Source organism: Prevotella merdae, from assembly GCF_900290275.1.
Lineage (GTDB): Bacteria > Bacteroidota > Bacteroidia > Bacteroidales > Bacteroidaceae > Prevotella > Prevotella merdae.
Window position 1 is genome coordinate 1,157,570 of the sequence record NZ_LT985323.1, and the last position, 21,973, is coordinate 1,179,542.

Below are 21,973 nucleotides of genomic sequence, written 5' to 3' on the forward strand. Positions count from 1 at the left end.
GATAATACAAGTTGACTCAGTTATTACTTATTTATAATTCACGTTGACTTATTTAATTTTAGTCATACTTATAGTTGACTACTTATGCCTATAGTCACAAATAAAATTACCCTTCATATCTCCGCAAAGAAACATGTTGGGGGATAATGTGTTTATTCCAATAATCTATGTGGTTTAATTGTTTTAGCCTATCACTTTATGTGTGGTTTAACGATTTTAGTTGACCACTCTAAGTATTATTGATAATACAAGTTGACTCAGTTATTACTTATTTATAATTCACGTTGACTTATTTAATTTTAGTCATACTTATAGTTGACTACTTATGCCTATAGTCANGCGAACGAACTTTAGGCGGTTATTGCGGCGGTGTCCCACCTCTTCCCATTCCGAACAGAGAAGTTAAGCCCGCTTGCGCCGATGGTACTGCAATGCAATGCGGGAGAGTAGGTGGCTGCCTTCTTTAGTTGAGGTCTTCAAGGTCTAACGACTTTGGAGACCTTTTTTTTATGTCCTTATTCTTCCTTTTACACGCGTTACACATTATTATATACGTACCTTATATTATATATATAGTATGCGTTCTTTGTATGCGTTCTTTTAATTGTCTTTTTAATCATGTAATTTATATGACTTGTGACATGTAATGAAACATCTTATTGCTTTTTTATAGGCTCTTACTTGGTACAGCAACTTGCAGTATTATATCCAAATGCTAACAATTCCTTTGTCAAACAGCTTTTTTAATGTTTTTGTTTTGTTCTTTGCTATTTTTAGCGTATTTTTGCATATTCATATTAGATTGCGTAATTGCAACCATATAAAAACAAATCACTATGCAAACAAGATGTCATCTTTCGGTTCTCGCCCAAAAGCAGGCAGAGAAGTATGGAGAGCGCGAAGCCTTTACATATAAGGACTTTGGTGGCTCTGCGTGGAAAACCATGAGCTACAATAGTTTCTCTCAGTTGGTGAAGCAAGCAAGTAACGCTTTGCTCAACCTGGGTGCTAAGCCGCAGGAGACAATTGGCGTATTCTCTCAGAACGCCATACAGTATCTCATAACCGACTTTGGTGCATACGGTGTGCGTGTTACATCGATACCGTTCTATGCTACTTCTTCTGAACAGCAGATTCAGTATATGATAAACGATGCTCAGATACGATTCCTATTTGTTGGTGAACAAGAACAGTATGACAAGGCTCATCGTGTATTTGGACTATGTCATTCGCTCGAGCGTATTATTATTTTTGATCGTTCTGTACGAATCTCCACACATGATCCTGCAGCTCTATACTTCGATGACTTTTTGAAGTTGGGTGAAGGATTGCCACGTCAAAGTGAAGTGGAGAAACTTTATCAAGAATCCAATGACTCTGATCTCTGTAATATCCTATACACTTCAGGTACTACTGGTGACCCGAAAGGTGTTATGCTGACTTACGGACAGTATTCAGCAGCTTTAAAGGCTAATGATGAGGTTGTGCCTATATCTGAGAAAGACCGAATAATAGAGTTTTTACCAATCACTCATATCTTTGAGCGTGGTTGGTCGTATCTGGCCTTCTCTGAGGGTGCACATATTATTATTAATACAGATCCTCATGAGATACAGCAGTCAATGCGCGAAACTCATCCAACATCAATGTCGTCGGTACCCCGTTTCTGGGAGAAGGTATACCAAGCTGTAAAAGACAAGATAGATCGTTCCAACCCTATGCAGCAGAAATTATTCCGTCATGCTTTGGAAATTGGCCGTAAGTATAACCTAGAGTGCAAGAGCCGCTGCAAGCGTCCGTCTCCAATGCTTGCTATGGAGTATAAGGTGTTTGATAAGATGGTATTACGTCTTGTACGCAAGCAGTTGGGTTTGGAGAATGCCAATATATTCCCGACAGCCGGAGCTGCTGTTTCGCCTGAGGTAGAGCGTTTTGCTCATTCCGTTGGTTTGAACATGGTTGTTGGTTATGGTTTGACCGAGAGTCTTGCCACAGTAAGTTGCGACCGCGAGAATATGCCTTACACAATTGGTTCGGTGGGACGTCCAATTAATGGAATTGATGTGAAGATTGGAGATAACGACGAGATTCTGCTTAAGGGTCCTACTATTACAGTTGGTTACTATCGACGCGATGCTGCTAATAAAGAAGCGTTTACAGAGGACGGTTACTTCCGTACTGGTGATGCAGGCTATATTAAAAACGGTGAACTATTCTTGACCGACCGTATAAAGGACCTGTTCAAGACCAGCAATGGCAAGTATATCGCTCCGCAAATGATAGAATCGCTGTTATTGGTTGATAAGTTTATAGATCAAGTTGTGGTGATAGCCAACGAGCGCAAGTTCGTTTCGGCTCTTATAGTTCCAGAGTTCCGTCTTGTCGAGGAGTGGGCAAAGGACCACGGTGTAACTGCAGACAGTCGCGAAGCATTGTGTGCAGATCCTAAGGTGCACAAGATGATGATGGAGCGTATACAAACATTGCAACAGCAGCTTGCAAGCTATGAGCAGATTAAGCGATTCACGCTTATTGCTCATCACTTCTCTTTGGAGTCGGGCGAGCTTACAAACACGTTGAAGATACGTCGTCCGGTAATTTACAAAAACTTCAAGGACGTAATCGACAAAATGTACGAATAGTAGTTTTATATGATAACAGCCGATCAACTAAAAGATGTAATTGAGCGTGCCGATGCGCTCAACCATTATCTTAATATAGACCAAAAGAAGGTAGAATTTGAAGAGGAGCAGTTGCGCACACAGGCTCCCGACTTCTGGGACGATCCAAAGCTTGCAGAAGAGCAAATGAAGAAGGTAAAGTCTATTGAGAAGTGGATAAAGGGCTATGAGCAGGTGCGCCGTCTTGCCGACGAATTACAGCTTGCCTTCGATTATCACAAGGAGGAACTTGTGACAGAAGAAGAGGTGGATGCAGACTATAATGCTGCAATTACTGCTATAGAGAACCTCGAATTGATGAACATGTTGCGCCAGAAGGAAGACCTTATGGACTGTGTGTTAAAGATAAACTCTGGCGCAGGTGGTACCGAGAGTCAAGACTGGGCACAGATGCTTATGCGTATGTATATGCGTTGGGCAGAGGCGCATGGCCATAAGGTTACAATTTCCAACCTTCAGGAAGGCGATGAAGCCGGAATAAAGAGTGTGACAATGGAGATAGAGGGTGGCGAATATGCCTACGGCTATCTCAAGAGCGAGAATGGAGTACACCGTCTTGTGCGTGTGTCTCCCTTTAATGCGCAAGGCAAGCGAATGACATCGTTTGCTTCGGTTTTCGTTTCGCCACTTGTAGATGATACTATAGAGGTATATGTAGATCCTTCAAAGGTATCATGGGACCTTTTCCGTTCGGGTGGCGCCGGTGGACAGAATGTCAATAAGGTTGAGACTGGTGTTCGTTTGCGCTATCAATATACTGATCCTGATACAGGCGAGGAAGAAGAGATTCTCATTGAGAATACCGAAAGTCGTAAGCAGCTTGAGAACCGCAATAATGCTATGCGATTGCTCAAATCTCAACTCTACGATCGTGCTATGAAGAAGCGTCTTGAGGCCCAGGCCAAGATAGAGGCAGGCAAGAAAAAGATAGAGTGGGGCAGTCAGATACGCAGCTATGTGTTTGACGACCGCCGCGTTAAGGATCACCGTACTGGTTATCAGACTGCAGATGTGGACGGTGTTATGGACGGTAAGATAGACGGATTCATAAAGGCATACCTTATGGAGTTTCCAGTTGTCGATGCTTAAGCGTCGACAACTCATAATTCACAACTCAATAATTCAAAATGCGCAAAGCGCACAATTCAAAACTCAAAATTTATATAACTATGAGCCAAAACAGTAGAATAAAGCGTGAAAGATACGCTAAGAAGCAAGAAAAAGAAGGAAAGAAAGTAGTGGAGTACATCGTATGGGGTCTTATAATCCTCGGTGTGGCATTTGCTGTTTGGACCTTCACACAGGCATAAAACACACACTTTTCATTTCAACATTAATAAAAAGACACACATTATTTAATATATAAATAATATGAGTGGATTAGAAATTGAACGTAAGTTCCTTATAAAGAAAGGCGGCTCCTGGAAAGAAGCCGCCTTTTCTTCAAGCCATATCAAGCAAGGCTATATGCCGTGCGAGTCGGCTACAGTAAGAGTTCGTACTCGTGACGACCGTTCGTGGCTTACCATTAAGAGCCATAGCGACCGTACTGGATTATCGCGTTATGAGTTTGAAAAGGAGATAACCAACGACGAGGCCAAGCATCTCTTTGAGCTTTGTCGTGGTGGTGTTATAGACAAGCGTCGTTGGTTGGTAAAGAGTTCTGACGGACATCACACGTTTGAGGTAGACGAGTTCTTCGGCGACAACGAAGGACTTGTGATAGCCGAGGTTGAGCTTTCGTCCAAAGACGAGCCGTATACAAAGCCGTCTTTCATTGGTGATGAAGTTACAGGCGACCGCCGTTACTATAATTCGCAGCTCCTTCGCAATCCGTATAAGAACTGGAAGTAATTTTCCAGTGTATGCACAATCGTTTAATTGACGTTAATATATTGTTCGTGTAATGTTCGTTATTAGCCCGTTCATTACACGAACAATTCTCGTTTTACAGCAAAGCCTTAATCTCCGCGTCAATATCCTTTATCTGTACGTCGCGCTTAACAACGTTGCAGTTCTTGTCGAGCAAGAAGAAGGTTGGAATCTGTCCCACATTATACAATTGCAGCACCTTCTGTGTATTTTCGTCCACACGTGTAGACACCCAAGGCAAGGCTGCTGTCTGAGTTTTCCAGAAATGCTCGTCCGGGTCAACCGAAACCTGATATATCTCGAATCCTGCAGCGTGATACTTGTTGTAAAGTTCGCGCAACATCATAATGCGCTGCATCGACTTCTCGTTGGCAAAGAGATGGAAGTCGAGCAAAACAACATTGCCCTTCAACGACGACAAGCTGCGTTGCACACCCTTGTTGTCGGCAAGTGTAAAGTCGACAATGCCAGTTGTCTGAACCTTAGAGGCATCTATAGTAGTGCCTGCCATTCGGCTTTGTAAAAGGCGCACGTCCTTCATTCCCTCAATAGCTATGTTGTGTAGATTCTCGCCACGCTCCTCGTTAGGATAGAAAGTGTCCCAACTTGTAGCCACAGCAGCAAATACCTTTACATCTTCTGCCGACGAGCGCGGATTGAAGATAAGCAGCGACTGTCCACCAGCATACAGAGTTTGGAACAATGCAAAGTAAGACGAGGCCTTCATTGGTTCCTTGAAGATATACTGTGTCTTGACAATGCCCTTATAATTCTCTATCACTTTGTTTATGCTGTCGTTCACGGCATCAGCGCCAAGCTGCGGATTGTTGGCAATCATATTTATCTGGCTCTGCAATTGCATCTGCATAATAGCCAACTCTTTAATGCGGGTACAGTCGTCCGAACCGCTCACCTCATACTGCGAAGCCATGCTTGGATACTGTGCCTTTACATTTACAGTCTCGGTAGAGTCGATAGCGATGTTGATAATTTGTCCTGCAATACGCAGACGATAGAACTCAGGAGCAGAAGGAGCTTTGCCGTCGAACGAGAAAGATCCATCGGCAGACAATTTTACCGAGTCTACCTTAACAGGTCCGTTAAGACTCATGTTCTCAAAATAAAGAGTAGAGTCGGCAGCGTTCTCGATTGTTCCGTCTACATGAAACTTGCGTTCGTTGCATGCCGTAGTTCCAATGATTGCCAATGCCGCAACGACAAGGGCAACGTGATGTTTGATTGATTTGATATTCATCTTGTTTTATTGTTTTTCTTCTTAGTTCACTTTCAACTTGCAAAGATACTGCTTTTTCCTATATACTTTATTAAGTATAACCAATAAAATTGGTATTATAAGATGTTTTGTTAAATGTACACAACAGTCTAATCCCTCACACTCTCTCCGCTATCCAATATCCCACAGCCACGGCCACAAATCCAAGCATCACGCTGCCACCCGTATATAGTAATGTGGCAAAGGCGTGTCCGCCACGCATAAGCGAAAGGTTCTCGTTGCAGAATGTGGAGAAGGTAGTGAAGCCTCCGCAAAGTCCAGTAGTAAGCAAAAGCTTAACCGAGTCGTTGCCAATATTGCCACGTGCCGACATGCCATAGAACAAGCCTATGAGCAGACAACCTAAGAGATTGACCGTCAGCGTGGGATAAGGAAAGATGCCTGGCATATTGTCCTGAACCAATTTGGATACAATAAAGCGCAATGCAGAACCCAGTCCGCCGCCCAGCGCCACAAAAATAATAGACCGTATCATTAAACAAATTTGTAGTTTTATAATTCAGCCTGCAAAGTTAAGTAGAAATTTAAACAAAAAAACAAAAATATCACGGCATTGTTCGTTTATCCCATTGAAAATGACTAACTTTGCTACCATATTTAATTTTTTGATGTTATTATAACGATTTAGATGAACGTAATTACAAAGACAGTATCATTGCCTGATGGCAGAACCATCAGCATTGAGACCGGGAAAGTGGCAAAGCAGACCGACGGAAGTGTTGTACTGCGTATGGGCAACACCGTACTTCTCGCCACTGTTTGTGCCGCAAAAGATGCAGTTCCCGGAACAGATTTCATGCCTTTGCAGGTAGACTACAAAGAGCAGTATGCAGCAGCAGGCCGTTTCCCTGGCGGTTTCACAAAGCGTGAAGGCAAGTCAGGTGACAACGAGATCCTTACATCGCGTCTTGTTGACCGTGTGCTCCGTCCGCTCTTCCCGTCTAACTACCATGCAGAGGTATATGTGCAGATCATGCTTCTCAGCGCCGATGGCGTTGATCAGCCTGATGCTCTCGCAGGATTTGCAGCTTCAGCCGCAATGGCTTGTTCAGATATCCCATTCGAATGCCCCATCTCTGAGGTGCGCGTAGCACGCATCAACGGTGAGTATGTTATCAACCCAACCTTCGAGCAGATGAAGGAAGCCGACATGGACATCATGGTAGGCGCTTCTGCCGAAAATATCATGATGGTTGAGGGCGAGATGAAGGAAGTTTCAGAGCAGGATATGATTGGCGCCCTCAAGGCTGCCATGGCTGCTATCAAGCCTATGTGCGAGCTCCAGACCGAGCTTTCTAAGGAACTTGGTACTGATGTTAAGCGCGAGTACTGCCATGAGGTTAACGACGAGGAGTTGCGTGAGCAGATTCGCAAGGAGACTTACGACAAGTGCTACGCTATTGCTGAGGCTGGCGACCACGACAAGAAGTCGCGTGAGGAAGCTTTCGATAAGATTCTCTCTGACTTCCAGGAGGCTTATGATGCAGCTCATACAGAGCTTACACCTGAGGAGCTTGACGAGAAGCACGCAGAGATGGTGCGCTATTATGCCGACGTTATGCGCGACTCTATGCGCCGTTGCATCCTCGACGAGGGCAAGCGTCTCGATGGTCGTAAGACTACGGACATCCGTCCTATTTGGTGTGAGGTTTCTCCATTACCAATGCCTCACGGAAGTTCTATCTTCACACGTGGCGAGACACAGAGCCTCACTACATGTACTCTCGGTACAAAGATGGACGAGAAGCTTGTTGACGATGTATTGGAGAAGGGCTATCAGCGCTTCCTACTTCATTATAACTTCCCTCCGTTCTGTACTGGCGAGGCTAAGGCTCAGCGTGGTGTTGGACGTCGCGAGATAGGTCACGGCCACTTGGCATGGCGCGGACTTAAGGGTCAGATTCCTGAGGATTTCCCTTACACAGTACGTTTGGTAAGCCAGATTCTTGAGTCAAACGGCTCATCATCTATGGCTACTGTATGTGCCGGCACACTTGCTCTTATGGATGCTGGTGTACCTATGAAGGCTCCTGTATCAGGTATCGCTATGGGTCTTATCAAGAACCCAGGCGAGGAGAAGTATGCTGTGCTTAGCGATATCCTCGGCGACGAGGACCACCTTGGCGACATGGACTTCAAGACCACCGGTACACCCAAGGGCTTGACCGCAACACAGATGGATATCAAGTGCGACGGTTTGAGCTTCGAGATTCTTGAGAAGGCTCTTATGCAGGCTAAGGCTGGCCGCGAGCACATCCTCAACTGCATGCTGGAGACTATCTCTGAGCCACGTGCCGAGATGAAGCCACAGGTTCCACGCATCATTCAGATTGAGATTCCTAAGGAGTTCATCGGTGCTGTTATCGGCCCTGGTGGCAAGATTATCCAGCAGATGCAAGAAGATACTGGAGCTACAATCACTATCGACGAGGCAGATGGTGTAGGCAAGGTACAGATATCTGCTCCTAACAAGGACGCTATCGATGCTGCTCTTGGCAAGATCAAGGCTATCGTTGCTATCCCTGAGGTAGGCGAGGTTTACGAGGGTACAGTACGTTCTATCATGCCTTACGGTTGCTTTGTTGAGATTATGCCTGGCAAGGACGGATTGCTCCACATCTCTGAGATTGACTGGAAGCGTCTTGAGACAGTTGAAGAGGCTGGCATCAAGGAAGGCGACAAGATCAAGGTTAAGCTTATGGAGATTGACCCGAAGACTGGCAAGTACAAGCTCTCTCATCGTATCTTGCTCCCGAAACCAGAAGGGTACGTAGAGCGTGAGCGTCGTCCTCGTGGCGAAAGAGGTGATAGAGGCGAGCGTCGCCCACGTGGCGAAAGAGGCGAACGTCGTGACGGACGTCGCGAAAACCGTGAGCATCGTGAACCTAAGGACTTCAACGACTCACTCGACCACAACAACGACATCTAATCTAACTGATTAGAGCACATATAAAAATAAAGAATCCCTGCATTGCAGCTCATAGGTTGCGATGCAGGGATTTTTTATGCTATTATTTTACTAAAGTATTACCTGAAGTCAGCATAATATATTAAATGCTCAAGTAATATATATTAAATGACCAAATATATTCAACGGCACAAAGTAAATTATATTAAATTGGCAAGTAAATTGTATTAAATGGCAAAGTAAATTATATTAAATTGGCAAGTAAATTATATTAAATTGGCAAGTAAATTATATTAAATGGCAAAGTAATATATATTACTCTTTTCCCGCTAATTGCCTTGTGCCTTTCCGTGTACAAGGTGGCGCATTTCGTGTCCACCCCACATAGCATCATTCTTATATACAAACCCCAGTGATGTATAAAGTCTTTCGGCATTAGGATTGTTCTTGTCTACAAGCAGAGCAGCAGGCAAACCAAGCTCGGCAGCATACTCTACAAAATGCTTTAGCAGCTTAGAGGCAATGCCACGCTTGCGATATTCAGAGTAGACAGCAAGCGAGTCGAGGTAAAACTCGCCCTCCTGTGTCTCGTCATCCATATTGGTGTAGTCCATATTAAGACAGCTTAGAGCCTCCTCCTGAAAACGTCGGCGCAGACGTCGCAAGTCCTTACCATCGTAACCTACAATGGCACCGGCAACCGGAGCATAGTCAAGGTTGCCATTAGTAGCCTCGTCGTCAAGCGCAACAAAGGCGTTGCGCCAGCTGTACTGCGAGTCGTCCATAAGCACAAGCTTTACCATCATCTGATAGAAATCGTCAAGAGTGTGGTCCTTGCCTGCCAGAAACTGGCAGCAGTCTTCTGTCATTGCCGTCATTATCAGTTGCGCAATGTCGGCTGCATGTGCCGGAGTAGCTTTTGTAATAGTCATAATAAATAATGTAATATTAATTTGTTGTTGTTATAGTTTGACGTGCCTAAGCCAGGCGTTAGTTCTTCATATTCTAAATACTTGCAACGGCTCATTCAATATTTATCAAGAATCTTCTTTATCTTGCCCGCTCTCGATTGTGCCTTAGCCTTGGCCGATGGCATTATTAGTTTGAACAGGCCAAGCAGATTAAATCCATCCGAAGGTTTGGGCAGTCGTGCCACCTCCATCTCCTTCTGCATAGCCTTCTTCATATCAAAGCTCATTCCAGGCGCCGTAACCACCACATCATTAAGCACCACCTCTTGCGGAATAAGGAACAATGTGTCTTGCTGTAGTTCGGTAGCGTTCACGCGGCGTTGCATATAATGCTTCTTCGAAACCGTTGCGCTGCTGAAAGGCAACTGCGTATGAAAGCGTCCTGTATAATCGGTAACAACACGCTGCCCGTTGTTGGTGCTTACAACGACACCCGCAATAGGCACACGTGTGTCCATGTCGGCTACAACCGGCATCTTCTGTGCTCTTGCCGCTAAGCAGCAACACATCATGGTGTATATGGCGATTATCCTATTCATACTGCAAAAATAACGAGAAACCCCAACACGGCAAAGCCCTTTATTCTTTATTAATATCGTTTCCGATAGTTTCACCTATACAAGTCCATCCTATATGTATTTAAGCCTTGCTATCCGGCTTAGGCAATAAGTAAACACTCATAAACCACTGAAAAAGAGAAAAAAGCGTGCAAAACTTGTTTATATGGATTTAAATCCTTAACTTTGCAAAAGAAATAAATTTTATTGGCACGAGAGAATGAGGATTTCGACACTAAGACCAATGTCGGAATTCTTGTTTTTTTTATTGCCTAAGCGAAAAAACAATAACTAACAAAAACAAGTATTTTATTATGGCTTACATGTCACAAGAAGGCTACGACAAGCTCGTTGCCGAACTCAAGCAGCTCGAATCAGTAGAGCGCCCTAAGGCATCGGCAGCCATCGCTGAAGCCCGTGACAAGGGCGACTTAAGCGAGAATGCCGAATATGATGCTGCCAAGGAAGCACAGGCTCATCTCGAAGAGAAGATAAACCGTATCAAGCTTGCTATAGCCGAGGCAAAAATTGTAGACACATCACGTCTGAGCACAGACAGTGTACAGATTCTCTCTAAGGTGGAGATGACCAATCTTACCAACAAGGCTAAGATGACATACACAATCGTAAGCGAGAGCGAGGCCAATCTGCGTGAAGGCAAGATTTCTATCACTACTCCTATTGCACAGGGTTTGCTCAACCACAAGGTGGGCGACGAGGTAGAGATTAAGATTCCGCGTGGCACAATCCACTTGCGCATCGATAAGATCACTATTGAATAATAACTAAAAGAAGGAGGAACCAATCATGGACATTTTCTCTAAAATTGCTGCGGGCGAAATTCCCAGCTACAAGTGTGCCGAGAGCGACAAGTTCTACGCTTTCCTCGACATCAATCCGTTGGTAAAGGGTCATACCCTGGTTATACCACGTCGTGAGGTAGACTATATCTTCGATATGGAAGACGACGAGCTCGCCGAGTATCACGTCTTTGCAAAGAAGGTAGCTATAGCCATCAAGCGCGCATTCCCGTGCATTAAGGTGGGCGAGGCTGTGCTCGGACTTGAGGTGCCGCATGCGCACATACATCTTGTGCCAATGCAGTCGGAGAAAGACATGATTTTCTCTAATCCTAAACTCAAACTCTCTGAAGAGGAGTTTAAGGAGATAGCCGATAAGATTTACAGCGAGTTCAAGAAGCTGTAAACACTTCAATAAAACACCAAATAGGGTGTATCAAACCGTAAGCATATGGTTCTGATACACCCTATTTTTTATATATACCATACTCAGAATTACTAATTGTAAGTTTCTTTTCAAAAAAAATAGACGATTGTTTCGTTCTTTTAAATTTATTTCCATACATTTGCATATTGTTAAGTTCTTATGGGGTTAAGTGCCCTTTTAATACCTTAATATATAGAGAGTGGTCTTTTGTCAGTACTTTAAAGATTATCTTATCAAAACGTTACAACCATAAACAATAATAAAATGAAGAGAAAAAAATTACTAATTGCAGCAGGCTTGGCACTAAGTGCCGCTTGTTATGCTCAAGACAATGTTACCGTGAACACAGCTTCGGGGCAAAAGGTCTACAAGATGGACGACATCGAGTCAATCACGTTTGATGGCGCTACCATGAAGGTAAACAAGAACTCGAAGGAGACAGAGACCATTAACATTGCCGAAATTACCAACATCAGCTTTGATGTGTCTACAGGCGTAAACGGACTTAAGGTTAAGGACGAGAATCTCTTGATAAGCGTAAAGGCTGGCAGCAACATTATTGAGATTGGCGGCTACGACAACTCAAAGAACTATTCTGTTGATATTTTCAACACAGCCGGTGCCAAAGTGTTAGGCTATGCCAATTGGCGTGGCGAGCAACTTAACATCTCATCTTTGTCGAAGGGTGTCTATGTGCTCAAGATTAACAACACAACTTTAAAATTCAGCAAGTAAACATGAAGAAATATCTACTCCTTTTGTTAGCCGCCTGCCAGGGTATGGCGGCAATGGCGCAGTCGCCTGCATACAAGCTTAAGATTAACATGAAGAACGGCACCAAGCTTAGCGTAATTACCGACGAGGTTGAGGCCATCAAGTTTGCAAAGCTTGGAAAGGTTCAAGCCAAGCTTAGCCAGAGATACGTCACGTCTACATCTCTTGGTGTAAATATCGATATCGAAGCCAATGCCAGCAAGGTGAAGGCAGTTTGCGTTCCAGCAAGCCAGACCATTGAGGATCCTAAGGCTTACATTGAGGCCAATGCTACGGTAGAGGCTTACGATTCGTACAAGAAGGCTTTCGATTTCCTTACCCCAGAGACCGATTATGTTGTTTATGCCTTGGCTTACGACGACAACGGCATTGCAAGCGAGGTGTCTTCATTGAAACTTACAACTGGCAAGACAGCCGACGATCCGTTTGTTGTCAATGCCAAGAATATTACTACCACAACGCTCGACTATGTTGTTACACCCAAGGATGACAATGTGCAGTATGTAGTGCAGACCACAGGTATGGACATGTACAACACATGGTGTAATGAAGGCGAGAACAACGGCGACGTGTTCCAGCACTTTGTTAAATACTGGAAGGCTATGGGCAATATGTATGGCGAGACATGGCAGCAGCAGATAAAATATGATGCCAAGAAAGGTACATACGATTCGGAGGTCGACTATAATACACAGAAGACATTGCTGTGGGATGCCGACCAGGTTATCATTACTTTCGGTGTGACAAAGGATGGCGAACTAGTTACACCTATACAGACAACAAAGGTAAGAACCCTTGCTCCTGTTCCTTCAGACAACAAGATTAAGCTTACATTGAAGACCAATGCTTGGCGCAATGTTGTCATTACTGCCGATGTAAGCAATAGCGACAAGTATATTGTGAATGTGCAGAGCGCGGCTGGTGCCGATGCGCATATCCAGTCAGGCGACCTTGTAAAGTGGTTGCTCAATAGTGGTACCGACTACTCTAACTATGGCAAGAGTGGCAGCCAGGATTGGGAGTTCTCGCCAAACAAGGGCGGACAGAAATATTATGCCATTGGCATAGGCATCGATGATAATGGAGCGCCTACTACCGAGCCTACAATAATCGACTTCGTGTTGCCTGAAGGCGGTTTCTAAGCCTATACAGCGACACTTATCATAAACAATAAATATACAACGAAAAAGTTAATATGAAGAAATTGCTATTGTTGACGATTGCCGCACTTATGTCGGTAATGTCGTTTGCGCAGGAAGTCAGCGACAACGTCATAAAGATATTTACATCCGACGGTATTACAACACCTATTCTCAGCAAGGATATCAAGGACATCACATTCGAGGAGATTACACCGCTGAGCATGGATATAGAGATAAGCAACGTGCAGCAGAACTCTCTGGATGTGGCTTTTGATATGCCTGATGGTTGCAAGTACTGGCTTATGTGTGTAACCAAAGAGGAACTTAAAGGTACTGATAAAGAGGTGCGCATGGCTATCAAGTCTAAGTACAACGACGAGTTTGACGAGTCAAAGTTCTTGCGTATCCCTAACCTCGATGCTGGTACAACCTATTATTTCTACGCATTGTTGTTTGACAAGGATGGTGTGCCTGCTGGCATCTCCAAGGCTTCTGCCACAACTAAATCGGCTGCCAAGGACCTCTTTACCATCAATGTTACCGATGTAACCAAGACATCTGCTACCGTAACCTTCACACCGAAGGACAACACCATGACCTACTACTATTTTGTGGTACCAGAGTCAAGTCGTGAGCAGATGATCGACCAGTATGGCAGCATACAGAAGTCGGACCTTGAGTATCTTAAGTATTGCGCCGAGTCGGCTGACTATGACCTCGACTTCTTCCTCGGTCAGATTCTTGTAAAGGGTACTGTCTCTAAGGATGCTCGAGACATCACTCAGGGCAATCTTACGCCTAACACCGTATACTATGCTTATTGCTATGGCATGAATGCCGACGGCAATTGCACTACCGACGTGTATGAGATTAAATTCACAACCGACGACGTAACCCCTTCGGACAATGTTCTTTCTTGCGAGGTGGTAAAAACCTACTCGAATGGTTGCGATGTTAAGGTTACAGCATCCAACAACGACCCTTACATTGTTGAGGCTCAGCCTAAGGCAGCATGGGACAAGTCCCTTAGCAATAACGACAACGATGCTGTAAAGGCTGCCGGCGAGATTCTGCGTGTGTCGTATAGCGGTTATGCCGACAACTATACTGTTACTGGCAGCTATGAGGGCAAGAAGGAAGTTGGCAGTTCCAACACCGAATACGTCCTCATTGTATGTGGCTACGATTCAGGTGTAACCACAGATGTGCAGGTTGTTCCGTTCAAGACACTTGCCGAATAAATAAAAAAATAACGGAGTTAAAAGGTTTATTCTACAACAAACCTTTTAACTCCGTTATACGTATTAGCTTGTATTTCCACTATGTCGGCATCAAGCTTTGTTAGGTCAATGCTGGCATATTGCTGTACGGTGTAGTATTGTGGCACGCTTCCTTGGTCGTGATATACCTGCAATACCACCCTTTTTCTATTGTCTGCATCTACCGAGCGCGACAGCTCAACAAGACCAATCGATTGACGGTTGTCGCTCTCTGTTGTGCCCGACTTAAGCAACAGCGACAAATTGATGAATGTCTTGTTTTTGGCTATCCACACACTCTCGATACCAAGAGGATCGGTACACATATTCTTTACATCTTCTTGTTTTACTACACCTATTACTGGCACTTGTGTCACGCCACGTGCTTTGACTGTTGTGCTGCCGTCAAGAGCCTTGTCATAGTAGAGTAGGGCACGATACACTGTGTCTGCCTTGTCAGTCCACTTGGTTGTGAATTTGCTTGCAAACTGCAAGCTTGATCCATCGTCGAGTGTGGCATATGCCACAGCCTTGTTGCTGTTGGTGTGCAGCAAAGCCAGTTCGGCTGTTATGTACGAGTATTCACTATCGCCCGTGTCGTAGCCCTCGTTTTGGCACGAAGCCATGCCTATTAAGGCCATCAAGAGTAAAGCCTTAAACGCGAATCGCGTCGCAGAAGTAGATAGGCTTCTGTGGCGCGATTCCTTGTATAAAGTATTGTCCATTCTATACATATTTATATATATAGGGTATTATTGTTGGAAATATCTTTCATTAGATAACGCTCATCTGGTTGATAGCCGGGTTGGCATACATCTCCAGCATACGCTCACGTAAGAAAGCAGTGTCGGCATTTGGCAGATCATTGATTTTAGCCAACTGACCTTTCAAATATTTCTCGAATGCCATGCGGTCGGCTTCTGTATAATGGCTTGCCATATTGTTGTTGCCACGCAGAAGGTCGAGAGCCACATAGTTGGATGGATACAAGTGGTAGCCACGCCATATCTCGTGGTCGATGTGTTTAGCCACGGCAGCATAGAAATCGTTCTTGGACATATCAGCTGGCAGCGAGTCAATCCACTCGTCAATACATGGAGCGCATTGGTAGTGTATATGTCCCTTATAGCCCATAATACCAGTCTTCATGCTGATAACATCGTCCATAGATCCCTTCTTCCAGTTAGCCACATCACGTCTCAACTGCATCTCGCGTGCTTTTAGCCAGTCGCACGGATCAAACTCGTAGCTTATAGCAAGTGGCACAATGTGTAAGGCCTTAAGGCGTTCGGCTATATTGCCTTCGCCACCCATTGTCATCATCTTTAGTATAGCTTCCTGTGTACGGTCGTCTGAGTTCTTGGCACGTCCCTCACGTTGTGCAATCCATATATTGTCGTTTTTCTCGGCAATTACGAAGTGCATATAGTCGGACAGTCGCTTTGAAGACATGAGCATTTGTCGCATAGGCAGGCTGCGTTCTACGATGAACGACTTGTTTAGGCGTACTATGTCCTTAACCCATGGCAATTTAAGCAAGTTGTCGCCAATGGCAATCTCGGTTGTAGTATCGCTGCCCGCGTCAATCAACTCAACATGCAGCAATGCCGAGTCGAGTACAATGTCTCGGTGATTGCTCACGAAGGTATGGCGCTTCTTAATGTCTATGCTGCTGAAGTCGGAACTGATACCAAGGCTTGCCTTAGCCAACAGATTCTTAAGGAAATCATAGCAGAAAGCCTTTTGGAAGTCAAGGTTTGTGCGACACTGATGCATCTTCATGCCTATTGCCTCCTTGGGCACTCCAGGATAAAGATAGGCAAGAACCTGCAAGAACTGTTCGTTCTGCAACAATCGGTCGAACACTTCGGGCAACTCTGTTGACTCGAAAGGTCGAATGGCGTCAAACTGATGAATATCCATGTTCTGAATTACGAATTAGGAGTTAGGAATTACGAATTAGGAGTTACGAGTTAGGAATTAGGAATTGGAGATTGTGCGCTTTGCGCATTTTGAATTCATGAATTTTGAGTTGATAAACCAACTCCTAATTCTTAATTTTTAATTCAACATTGCGGCTCTGCCGCAACAATTCCTAATTCCTAATTCTTAACTCCTAATTCTTTAAAACTGGTTCTCAACGATGTCTGTCATTACATCCTTGATGTCGAGACCTGCTGCGCGCACCTGCTGTGGTATAAAGCTTGTAGGCGTCATACCCGGTGTGGTGTTAATCTCAAGCATGTTTAGCACATCGTTGCCCTCATTATCCTTGGTAATGATGAAGTCGATACGGATGATGCCGTTGCAGTGAAGAATGTCGTATATGCGGCTAACTTCCTCGGCAACACGCTTTGCGGTGTCTGGGTTTATGCGAGCCGGGGTTATCTCTTGTACCTGTCCGTTGTACTTGGCATTGTAGTCGAAGAACTCGTTCTCGGTAACAACCTCAGTAGCAGGGAACACCACGCTCTTGGTCTTAGTCTTGTAGCAACCAATTGAAATCTCTGTACCCTTAAGATACTTCTCAATCATCACCTCGTCGCTTTCCATAAATGCAACACGCAAGGCAGGAGCCAACTGGTCGGCATTCTTAACCTTAGACACTCCGAAGCTTGAACCATCGGCAGCAGGCTTTACAAAGCAAGGCATGCCAATCTCTTTCTCGATAAACTCTTCGCTATACTTTTCTTCCTCGCCACGGCGCAAGAGCAAGCTCTTGGCAACGTTTATGCCCCAACCACGCAGGTAGTTGTTTAGCACATACTTGTCGAAGGTCATAGCCTCTACAAGTACACCCGATGTGCTGTAAGGAATGTGCAACAGCTCGAAGTAGCCTTGCATAACACCGTTTTCGCCCGGTGTGCCATGTATGGTAATATAGGCATAGTCGAAGACTACAGCCTTGCCGTCATGTACGAACGAAAAGTCGTTCTTGTCAATCTTGGCGGTATTTCCGTCAGGAAGGTTTACGTGCCAGTCTTGTCCGGTTTTTACCACTACAAGATAAACGTTGTAGCGCTCCTTGTCGAAGAAAGAGTAGATACCCTGTGCCGAGCGTATAGACACGTCATGTTCTGATGAATCGCCACCGCATACGATGGCAATGTTACGTTTTAATGTTTCCATTATCTTATTATATAATGAGTATATATTATTCATTGTTGAATGTGTCGCGGGTTGTTCCGCCTATATATCCGCGCCATTTCTCAACAAGCTTGGTAAGGTCTTCAGGCCAATCGCTTGTAAAGTCCATCTGCTTCTTTGTTGTAGGATGTACAAAGCCCAGTGTGCGTGCGTGCAGAGCCTGGCGCGGGCATATCTTGAAGCAGTTTTGTATGAAAGCCTTGTATGTGGCAGATCGTTCGCCACGCAATATCTCCATGCCTCCGTATCTTTCGTCGCCAAATAGCGGATGTCCGATATGCTTCATATGTGCACGTATTTGGTGTGTGCGTCCGGTCTCGAGTCTACATTCAATAAGTGTTACATAGCCAAAACGCTCAAGCACACGCCAATGGGTTACAGCCTCCTTGCCAATACCCGAGTCGGGCGACATTACAGTCATGCGCAATCTGTCTTTAGGATCGCGTGCAATATTGCCCTCTATGCGTCCTTCGTCTTCGGATAGGTTGCCCCAAACAAGAGCGTTATACGATCGGTGTGTAGTCTTATTAAAGAACTGCAATCCAAGCTCGCTCTTTGCATGTGGAGTCTTTGCTATTACGAGCAGTCCGCTTGTGTCTTTGTCGATGCGGTGAACCAAGCCCACTTCAGGGTCGTTAGGATCGTAACTCTTTAGGTCGCGCAGATGCCATGCAATGGCATTAACAAGAGTACCAGTAAAGTTGCCTGCACCTGGATGCACCACCATGCCAGCCTCCTTGTTTACTACCATAAGGTCGTTGTCCTCGTATACAATATTAATAGGTATATCCTCTGCCACAATACTTGTATCGTGTCGTGGTCGGTCGAGCATAAGTGTAACCACATCTCCAGGTCGCACCTTATAGTTGCTCTTTACCGGTCGGCCTCCAACATGTACAAATCCCGAGTCGGCAGCTGTCTGTATACGGTTGCGTGACGAGTGTGGCAACTTCTCGCACATAAACTTGTCTACACGCAAAGGAGCCATGCCTGGGTCGGCTACAAAGCGGAAATGCTCGTATAGTTGGCCGTTCTCATCGGCATCGTTCAGTTCGGCTGTATCCAGCTCGTTGTCAAATTCTTCTATATCCTGTATCTGTTCTGTCATAATTCGATAATCTATTGGTCATTAATCGGGCCTTGCACCTCTTTGAATTCATCCACATCACCACCCTCATTCTCTATTATGCCTTCCTCGGCAGGGTAGGGTGTGTCTATGTAGTCGATGTCTTCTGTAGAGTCGCGCTGTCCGTTGCCTACTTGTATCGTAACCCAATCATCTATCGATACCTTATTGCCTGCTACTAAGTGCCTGCCCTTAACAGTTATGCCGTATACCCAGTCTTTCTCACCGTCGATATATTCGGGTTGTGTAAGTTTGAAGCCCATAGCCGACAATTTGGCCATAGCCTCACGCAGTGAACTGTTGTCAATAATGTCGGGTATAGTTAGTGTAGGCGTGTGCGAAGCATTGACAATAACATATACAATATGTCCCGACTTCACATGGTCGCCTGGCTCGGGTGTCTGCTCAAGAATGCAGCCCGGCTGAAGATTGCGTACGTATCCCGTATCGCTTACCACTATTTGCAGTCCCGACTGCTCAAGCAGGTAGCGGGCATCCTCAAATGTCTTTTTGCGCACGTCGGGAATAGATATGGACTCACCGTGGTGAGTGTATATGTCAAGGCCGTATTTAACGCCGATACATGCCACTACCACTACCGCTATCATGGCGCATATATTGCCAATGAGGTAGCGGCTTTTGAATTTCCTGAAGAAATCAGATAGATTCATACTTTGGGTTTTCGTATTTTGCTATCTTGCAAAGTTACGATTAACATCGGAATATACAAAAAAATAGGATAAAAAAGCGTCGCCGTAACGATATATTTTGTAATTTCGCACGAAAATGCAAAGGCTTACTACATTATGAAATATATAGGCAAGAAAATATTTATAGGCATCCTGCTGTTTGTTGTGCTGCTGATTGTTGGCTTTGTGGTATGGATGCTTGTACCACCATCTGCCAGCTCATTGCTTCGCAGCACTGTGGTTGTAGAACAGAAGGTATGGCATGAGGTGTGTGTAGACGGCAAACCTCTGCTCTACTTTGAAGGTGCCCAGGGCGATACTGTGTTGCTTGGGGTTACTGCCAATCGCGATTCGGCAGTGCATAGACATCGTATGGCAGGCTGTTGGCTTAATGGTTATACAGCCATACCTTGGTGCAGAGGGCGTATTGTCACCGCTTACCATGCAGTGCAACAGCTGCCTAAGGTTAAGGACGATTCTACCATTGTGCTACTATGCCGTGCCTCAATAGTCGATCAGGCTAATAGGTTGCGCTCGCAACAATCCGAACTAAACTATTATCTGCGTGTGCACGGAGTGCAAGACAATGGCTATCAGACCATAGCCGGTATAGCTTCTCGCGTTGGTACGTCATACAATGACGTGTTGCGTGCAAGACATTTGCTCGACAGCATTACGTCGGTAGGCAAACATCATTTGGCACTGCGTACAGTTGTAAGCTATACGGCAGTCTACCGCAACGATAGCGGACATGTAGTGCGCACTCCACTCAACATTGTTTCAACAGGAAAGAAACATCACACAATGACGTTACAGACAGTCGATACGTCTACTCCCGACGGTGTAACACCTCTACATATGTTGCCTTGGAGCTGCGACAAAGAGCGCGATATACGTGCTGTTGGTTATCCTGGTTTGGGCGAAAGCGGACTCGATTGTGACACTATTCAGCCTCTTGTTATTCCAGGTAGACGTATAAGCGGATTTAGACACGATTTGCCGAGGGTGCTTGTGTCAGATGGGTCGCCAGTTTTCACAACTAAGGGACAGTTTGTGGGTATTGTGGCAGGTGGCTCGATTGTTAGAGATTGGTAAACAAAAAACAAACCTATCATTAAAATGAAATTCTTAAAAACAACATACTTATTAGTCTTACTGCTCGCTATAACCGCTTGCCGCGACATTGCAACCGATGGTCAAGCCGTGGTGCGCAACGGCAACACTACATATCGTGGCGGTATAAAGGATGGTAAGTATGACGGTTACGGACAACTGTCTATAGGCGACAGCATAGTTTATGCAGGCGAGTGGCGTATGGGCAAGCGTTGTGGCAAGGGTGTAAGTCACGACTCTTTGCATCATCGCATTGTAGGAATATGGCGTGCAGACACACTTGTAAGTGGAACATGGACCGACTCTACTGGTACCTATTCGGGTGAGATGAACCAAGATGCTATAGCACAAGGACATGGTTCGTTTGCCGATCCCAACCGCAATCTGTATGTTGGAAGCTGGAAGGATGGCAAGCGCACTGGTTTTGGCTTTGACATAACAAGCAAGCGACATGTGCGTGCTGGCGAATGGCGTGCCGACCGATTCCTTGGCGAACGACTTGAATATACCGCAGACCGTATATACGGTATCGATATATCACGCTTTCAGCATGACAAAGGTCGCCGACACTATCCAATTGACTGGAGCAAGATACGTATATCGCATTTAGGCAACATATCGCGCAAGCATGTTACAGGAAAGGTAGACTATCCTGTGTCGTTCTGTTATATCAAGTCGACCGAGGGTACATCAATCCGCAACCGCTACTATCGGGCCGACTACCTTTCAGCACGTGGACGTGGAATAAAGGTTGGAGCCTATCACTTTTTCTCTACACGCACACCGGCATCGGCACAAGCAAGATTCTTTATTAAGAACTCCATATTCCGTAAGGGCGACCTTCCACCCGTGCTTGATGTGGAACCTACGCATCAGCAGATAAAGGCAATGGGTGGACCTGATGCTCTATTTCGTGCTGTGCGCACATGGCTGCGTATGGTAGGCGAGCATACAGGCACTAAGCCAGTGCTTTACATATCACAGAGTTTCGTTAACCGTTACCTGTCTTTGGCTCCCGACTTGAAGCGCGACTACAACATTTGGATAGCCCGTTACGGCGAGTACAAGCCCGATGTACACTTGGTGTATTGGCAGCTATGTCCTGATGGACGAGTCAGTGGTATACGTCTTGAGGTAGACATTAACGTGTTCAACGGTTACCGCAACGAGTACAACGAATTCTTGTCAAGAGAGTGCATAAAGTAAAACATAT

At 45.1% G+C, this 21,973-nt stretch carries 21 protein-coding genes and 1 rRNA gene; 13 read left to right on the top strand and 9 right to left on the bottom strand.

Features of this window, described 5'->3' with window-relative positions:
- Positions 1–350 precede the first annotated feature (350 nt).
- The 5 genes from rrf (at position 351) to C9991_RS04710 (ending at position 4,535) form a co-directional block, all read left to right on the top strand.
- A 5S ribosomal RNA gene (rrf, locus tag C9991_RS04690) occupies positions 351–463 on the top strand.
- A gap of 373 nt (positions 464–836) precedes the next feature.
- Positions 837–2,642, top strand: coding sequence for an AMP-dependent synthetase/ligase (locus C9991_RS04695; RefSeq protein ID WP_106811411.1), 1,806 nt, complete (start codon positions 837–839; stop codon positions 2,640–2,642).
- A 9-nt stretch (positions 2,643–2,651) separates the two neighbouring features.
- Positions 2,652–3,770, top strand: a complete 1,119-nt coding sequence (gene prfB, locus C9991_RS04700) for a peptide chain release factor 2 (RefSeq protein WP_106811412.1) — start codon at positions 2,652–2,654, stop codon at positions 3,768–3,770.
- 80 nt (positions 3,771–3,850) lie between these two features.
- Positions 3,851–3,991 (top strand): hypothetical protein, encoded by a 141-nt coding sequence (locus C9991_RS16830; RefSeq protein ID WP_198643747.1) that lies wholly within the window; start codon positions 3,851–3,853, stop codon positions 3,989–3,991.
- 61 nt (positions 3,992–4,052) lie between these two features.
- Positions 4,053–4,535 (top strand): CYTH domain-containing protein, encoded by a 483-nt coding sequence (locus tag C9991_RS04710; RefSeq protein WP_106811414.1) that lies wholly within the window; start codon positions 4,053–4,055, stop codon positions 4,533–4,535.
- Between the two features lie 94 nt (positions 4,536–4,629).
- On the opposite strand, the gene C9991_RS04715 is transcribed toward C9991_RS04710, so the two are convergent.
- Both C9991_RS04715 and crcB read right to left on the bottom strand, forming a co-directional pair.
- Positions 4,630–5,808, bottom strand: coding sequence for a thioredoxin-like domain-containing protein (locus tag C9991_RS04715; protein WP_106811415.1), 1,179 nt, complete (start codon positions 5,806–5,808; stop codon positions 4,630–4,632).
- A gap of 136 nt (positions 5,809–5,944) precedes the next feature.
- Complete coding sequence (gene crcB / locus C9991_RS04720; protein ID WP_106811416.1) at positions 5,945–6,322, bottom strand: fluoride efflux transporter CrcB; 378 nt, start codon at positions 6,320–6,322, stop codon at positions 5,945–5,947.
- A 153-nt stretch (positions 6,323–6,475) separates the two neighbouring features.
- Here crcB and pnp point away from each other — a divergent pair, with 153 nt between their 5' ends.
- The gene (gene pnp / locus C9991_RS04725) at positions 6,476–8,776 is read left to right on the top strand and encodes a polyribonucleotide nucleotidyltransferase (protein ID WP_106811417.1); all 2,301 of its coding nucleotides are present in this window, start codon (positions 6,476–6,478) and stop codon (positions 8,774–8,776) included.
- Positions 8,777–9,084: 308 nt separating this feature from the next.
- On the opposite strand, the gene C9991_RS04730 is transcribed toward pnp, so the two are convergent.
- Together C9991_RS04730 and C9991_RS04735 are read right to left on the bottom strand one after the other, a co-directional pair.
- Positions 9,085–9,687, bottom strand: coding sequence for a GNAT family N-acetyltransferase (locus C9991_RS04730; RefSeq protein ID WP_106811418.1), 603 nt, complete (start codon positions 9,685–9,687; stop codon positions 9,085–9,087).
- 95 nt (positions 9,688–9,782) lie between these two features.
- Entirely contained in the window at positions 9,783–10,265 is a 483-nt protein-coding gene (locus C9991_RS04735; protein WP_157949362.1) for a hypothetical protein, read from the bottom strand.
- A 332-nt stretch (positions 10,266–10,597) separates the two neighbouring features.
- On the opposite strand from C9991_RS04735, the gene greA reads away from it, so the two are divergent.
- The 5 genes from greA (at position 10,598) to C9991_RS04760 (ending at position 14,667) form a co-directional block, all read left to right on the top strand.
- A complete protein-coding gene (gene greA / locus C9991_RS04740; RefSeq protein WP_106811420.1) occupies positions 10,598–11,065 on the top strand; it encodes a transcription elongation factor GreA in 468 nt (155 codons plus the stop codon).
- A gap of 25 nt (positions 11,066–11,090) precedes the next feature.
- The gene (locus tag C9991_RS04745) at positions 11,091–11,489 is read left to right on the top strand and encodes an HIT family protein (protein WP_106811421.1); all 399 of its coding nucleotides are present in this window, start codon (positions 11,091–11,093) and stop codon (positions 11,487–11,489) included.
- 285 nt (positions 11,490–11,774) lie between these two features.
- Complete coding sequence (locus tag C9991_RS04750) at positions 11,775–12,245, top strand: T9SS type A sorting domain-containing protein (protein WP_106811422.1); 471 nt, start codon at positions 11,775–11,777, stop codon at positions 12,243–12,245.
- 2 nt (positions 12,246–12,247) lie between these two features.
- Positions 12,248–13,426 (top strand): hypothetical protein, encoded by a 1,179-nt coding sequence (locus tag C9991_RS04755; RefSeq protein WP_106811423.1) that lies wholly within the window; start codon positions 12,248–12,250, stop codon positions 13,424–13,426.
- 53 nt (positions 13,427–13,479) lie between these two features.
- A complete protein-coding gene (locus tag C9991_RS04760; RefSeq protein WP_106811424.1) occupies positions 13,480–14,667 on the top strand; it encodes a hypothetical protein in 1,188 nt (395 codons plus the stop codon).
- 26 nt (positions 14,668–14,693) lie between these two features.
- Here C9991_RS04760 and C9991_RS04765 read toward each other — a convergent pair whose 3' ends face one another.
- From C9991_RS04765 to C9991_RS04785, 5 genes are all read right to left on the bottom strand, one after another.
- On the bottom strand, positions 14,694–15,410 hold the full coding sequence (locus C9991_RS04765; protein WP_157949363.1) for a NigD1/NigD2 family lipoprotein: 717 nt from the start codon (positions 15,408–15,410) through the stop codon (positions 14,694–14,696).
- A gap of 49 nt (positions 15,411–15,459) precedes the next feature.
- Positions 15,460–16,608, bottom strand: coding sequence for a 1-acyl-sn-glycerol-3-phosphate acyltransferase (locus tag C9991_RS04770; RefSeq protein ID WP_106811426.1), 1,149 nt, complete (start codon positions 16,606–16,608; stop codon positions 15,460–15,462).
- Positions 16,609–16,809: 201 nt separating this feature from the next.
- Positions 16,810–17,814, bottom strand: coding sequence for a D-alanine--D-alanine ligase (locus C9991_RS04775; protein WP_106811752.1), 1,005 nt, complete (start codon positions 17,812–17,814; stop codon positions 16,810–16,812).
- A 25-nt stretch (positions 17,815–17,839) separates the two neighbouring features.
- The gene (locus C9991_RS04780; RefSeq protein ID WP_106811427.1) at positions 17,840–18,940 is read right to left on the bottom strand and encodes an RluA family pseudouridine synthase; all 1,101 of its coding nucleotides are present in this window, start codon (positions 18,938–18,940) and stop codon (positions 17,840–17,842) included.
- Positions 18,941–18,951: 11 nt separating this feature from the next.
- A complete protein-coding gene (locus C9991_RS04785) occupies positions 18,952–19,629 on the bottom strand; it encodes a PASTA domain-containing protein (RefSeq protein ID WP_106811428.1) in 678 nt (225 codons plus the stop codon).
- 135 nt (positions 19,630–19,764) lie between these two features.
- On the opposite strand from C9991_RS04785, the gene C9991_RS04790 reads away from it, so the two are divergent.
- Positions 19,765–20,742 carry a hypothetical protein gene (locus C9991_RS04790; RefSeq protein WP_106811429.1) on the top strand — a complete coding sequence of 326 codons (978 nt, stop codon included), beginning with the start codon at positions 19,765–19,767 and terminating at the stop codon, positions 20,740–20,742.
- Positions 20,743–20,766: 24 nt separating this feature from the next.
- Positions 20,767–21,966: a GH25 family lysozyme gene (locus C9991_RS04795; RefSeq protein WP_106811430.1), complete on the top strand. Its 1,200-nt coding sequence runs from the start codon at positions 20,767–20,769 to the stop codon at positions 21,964–21,966.
- Positions 21,967–21,973 lie beyond the last annotated feature (7 nt).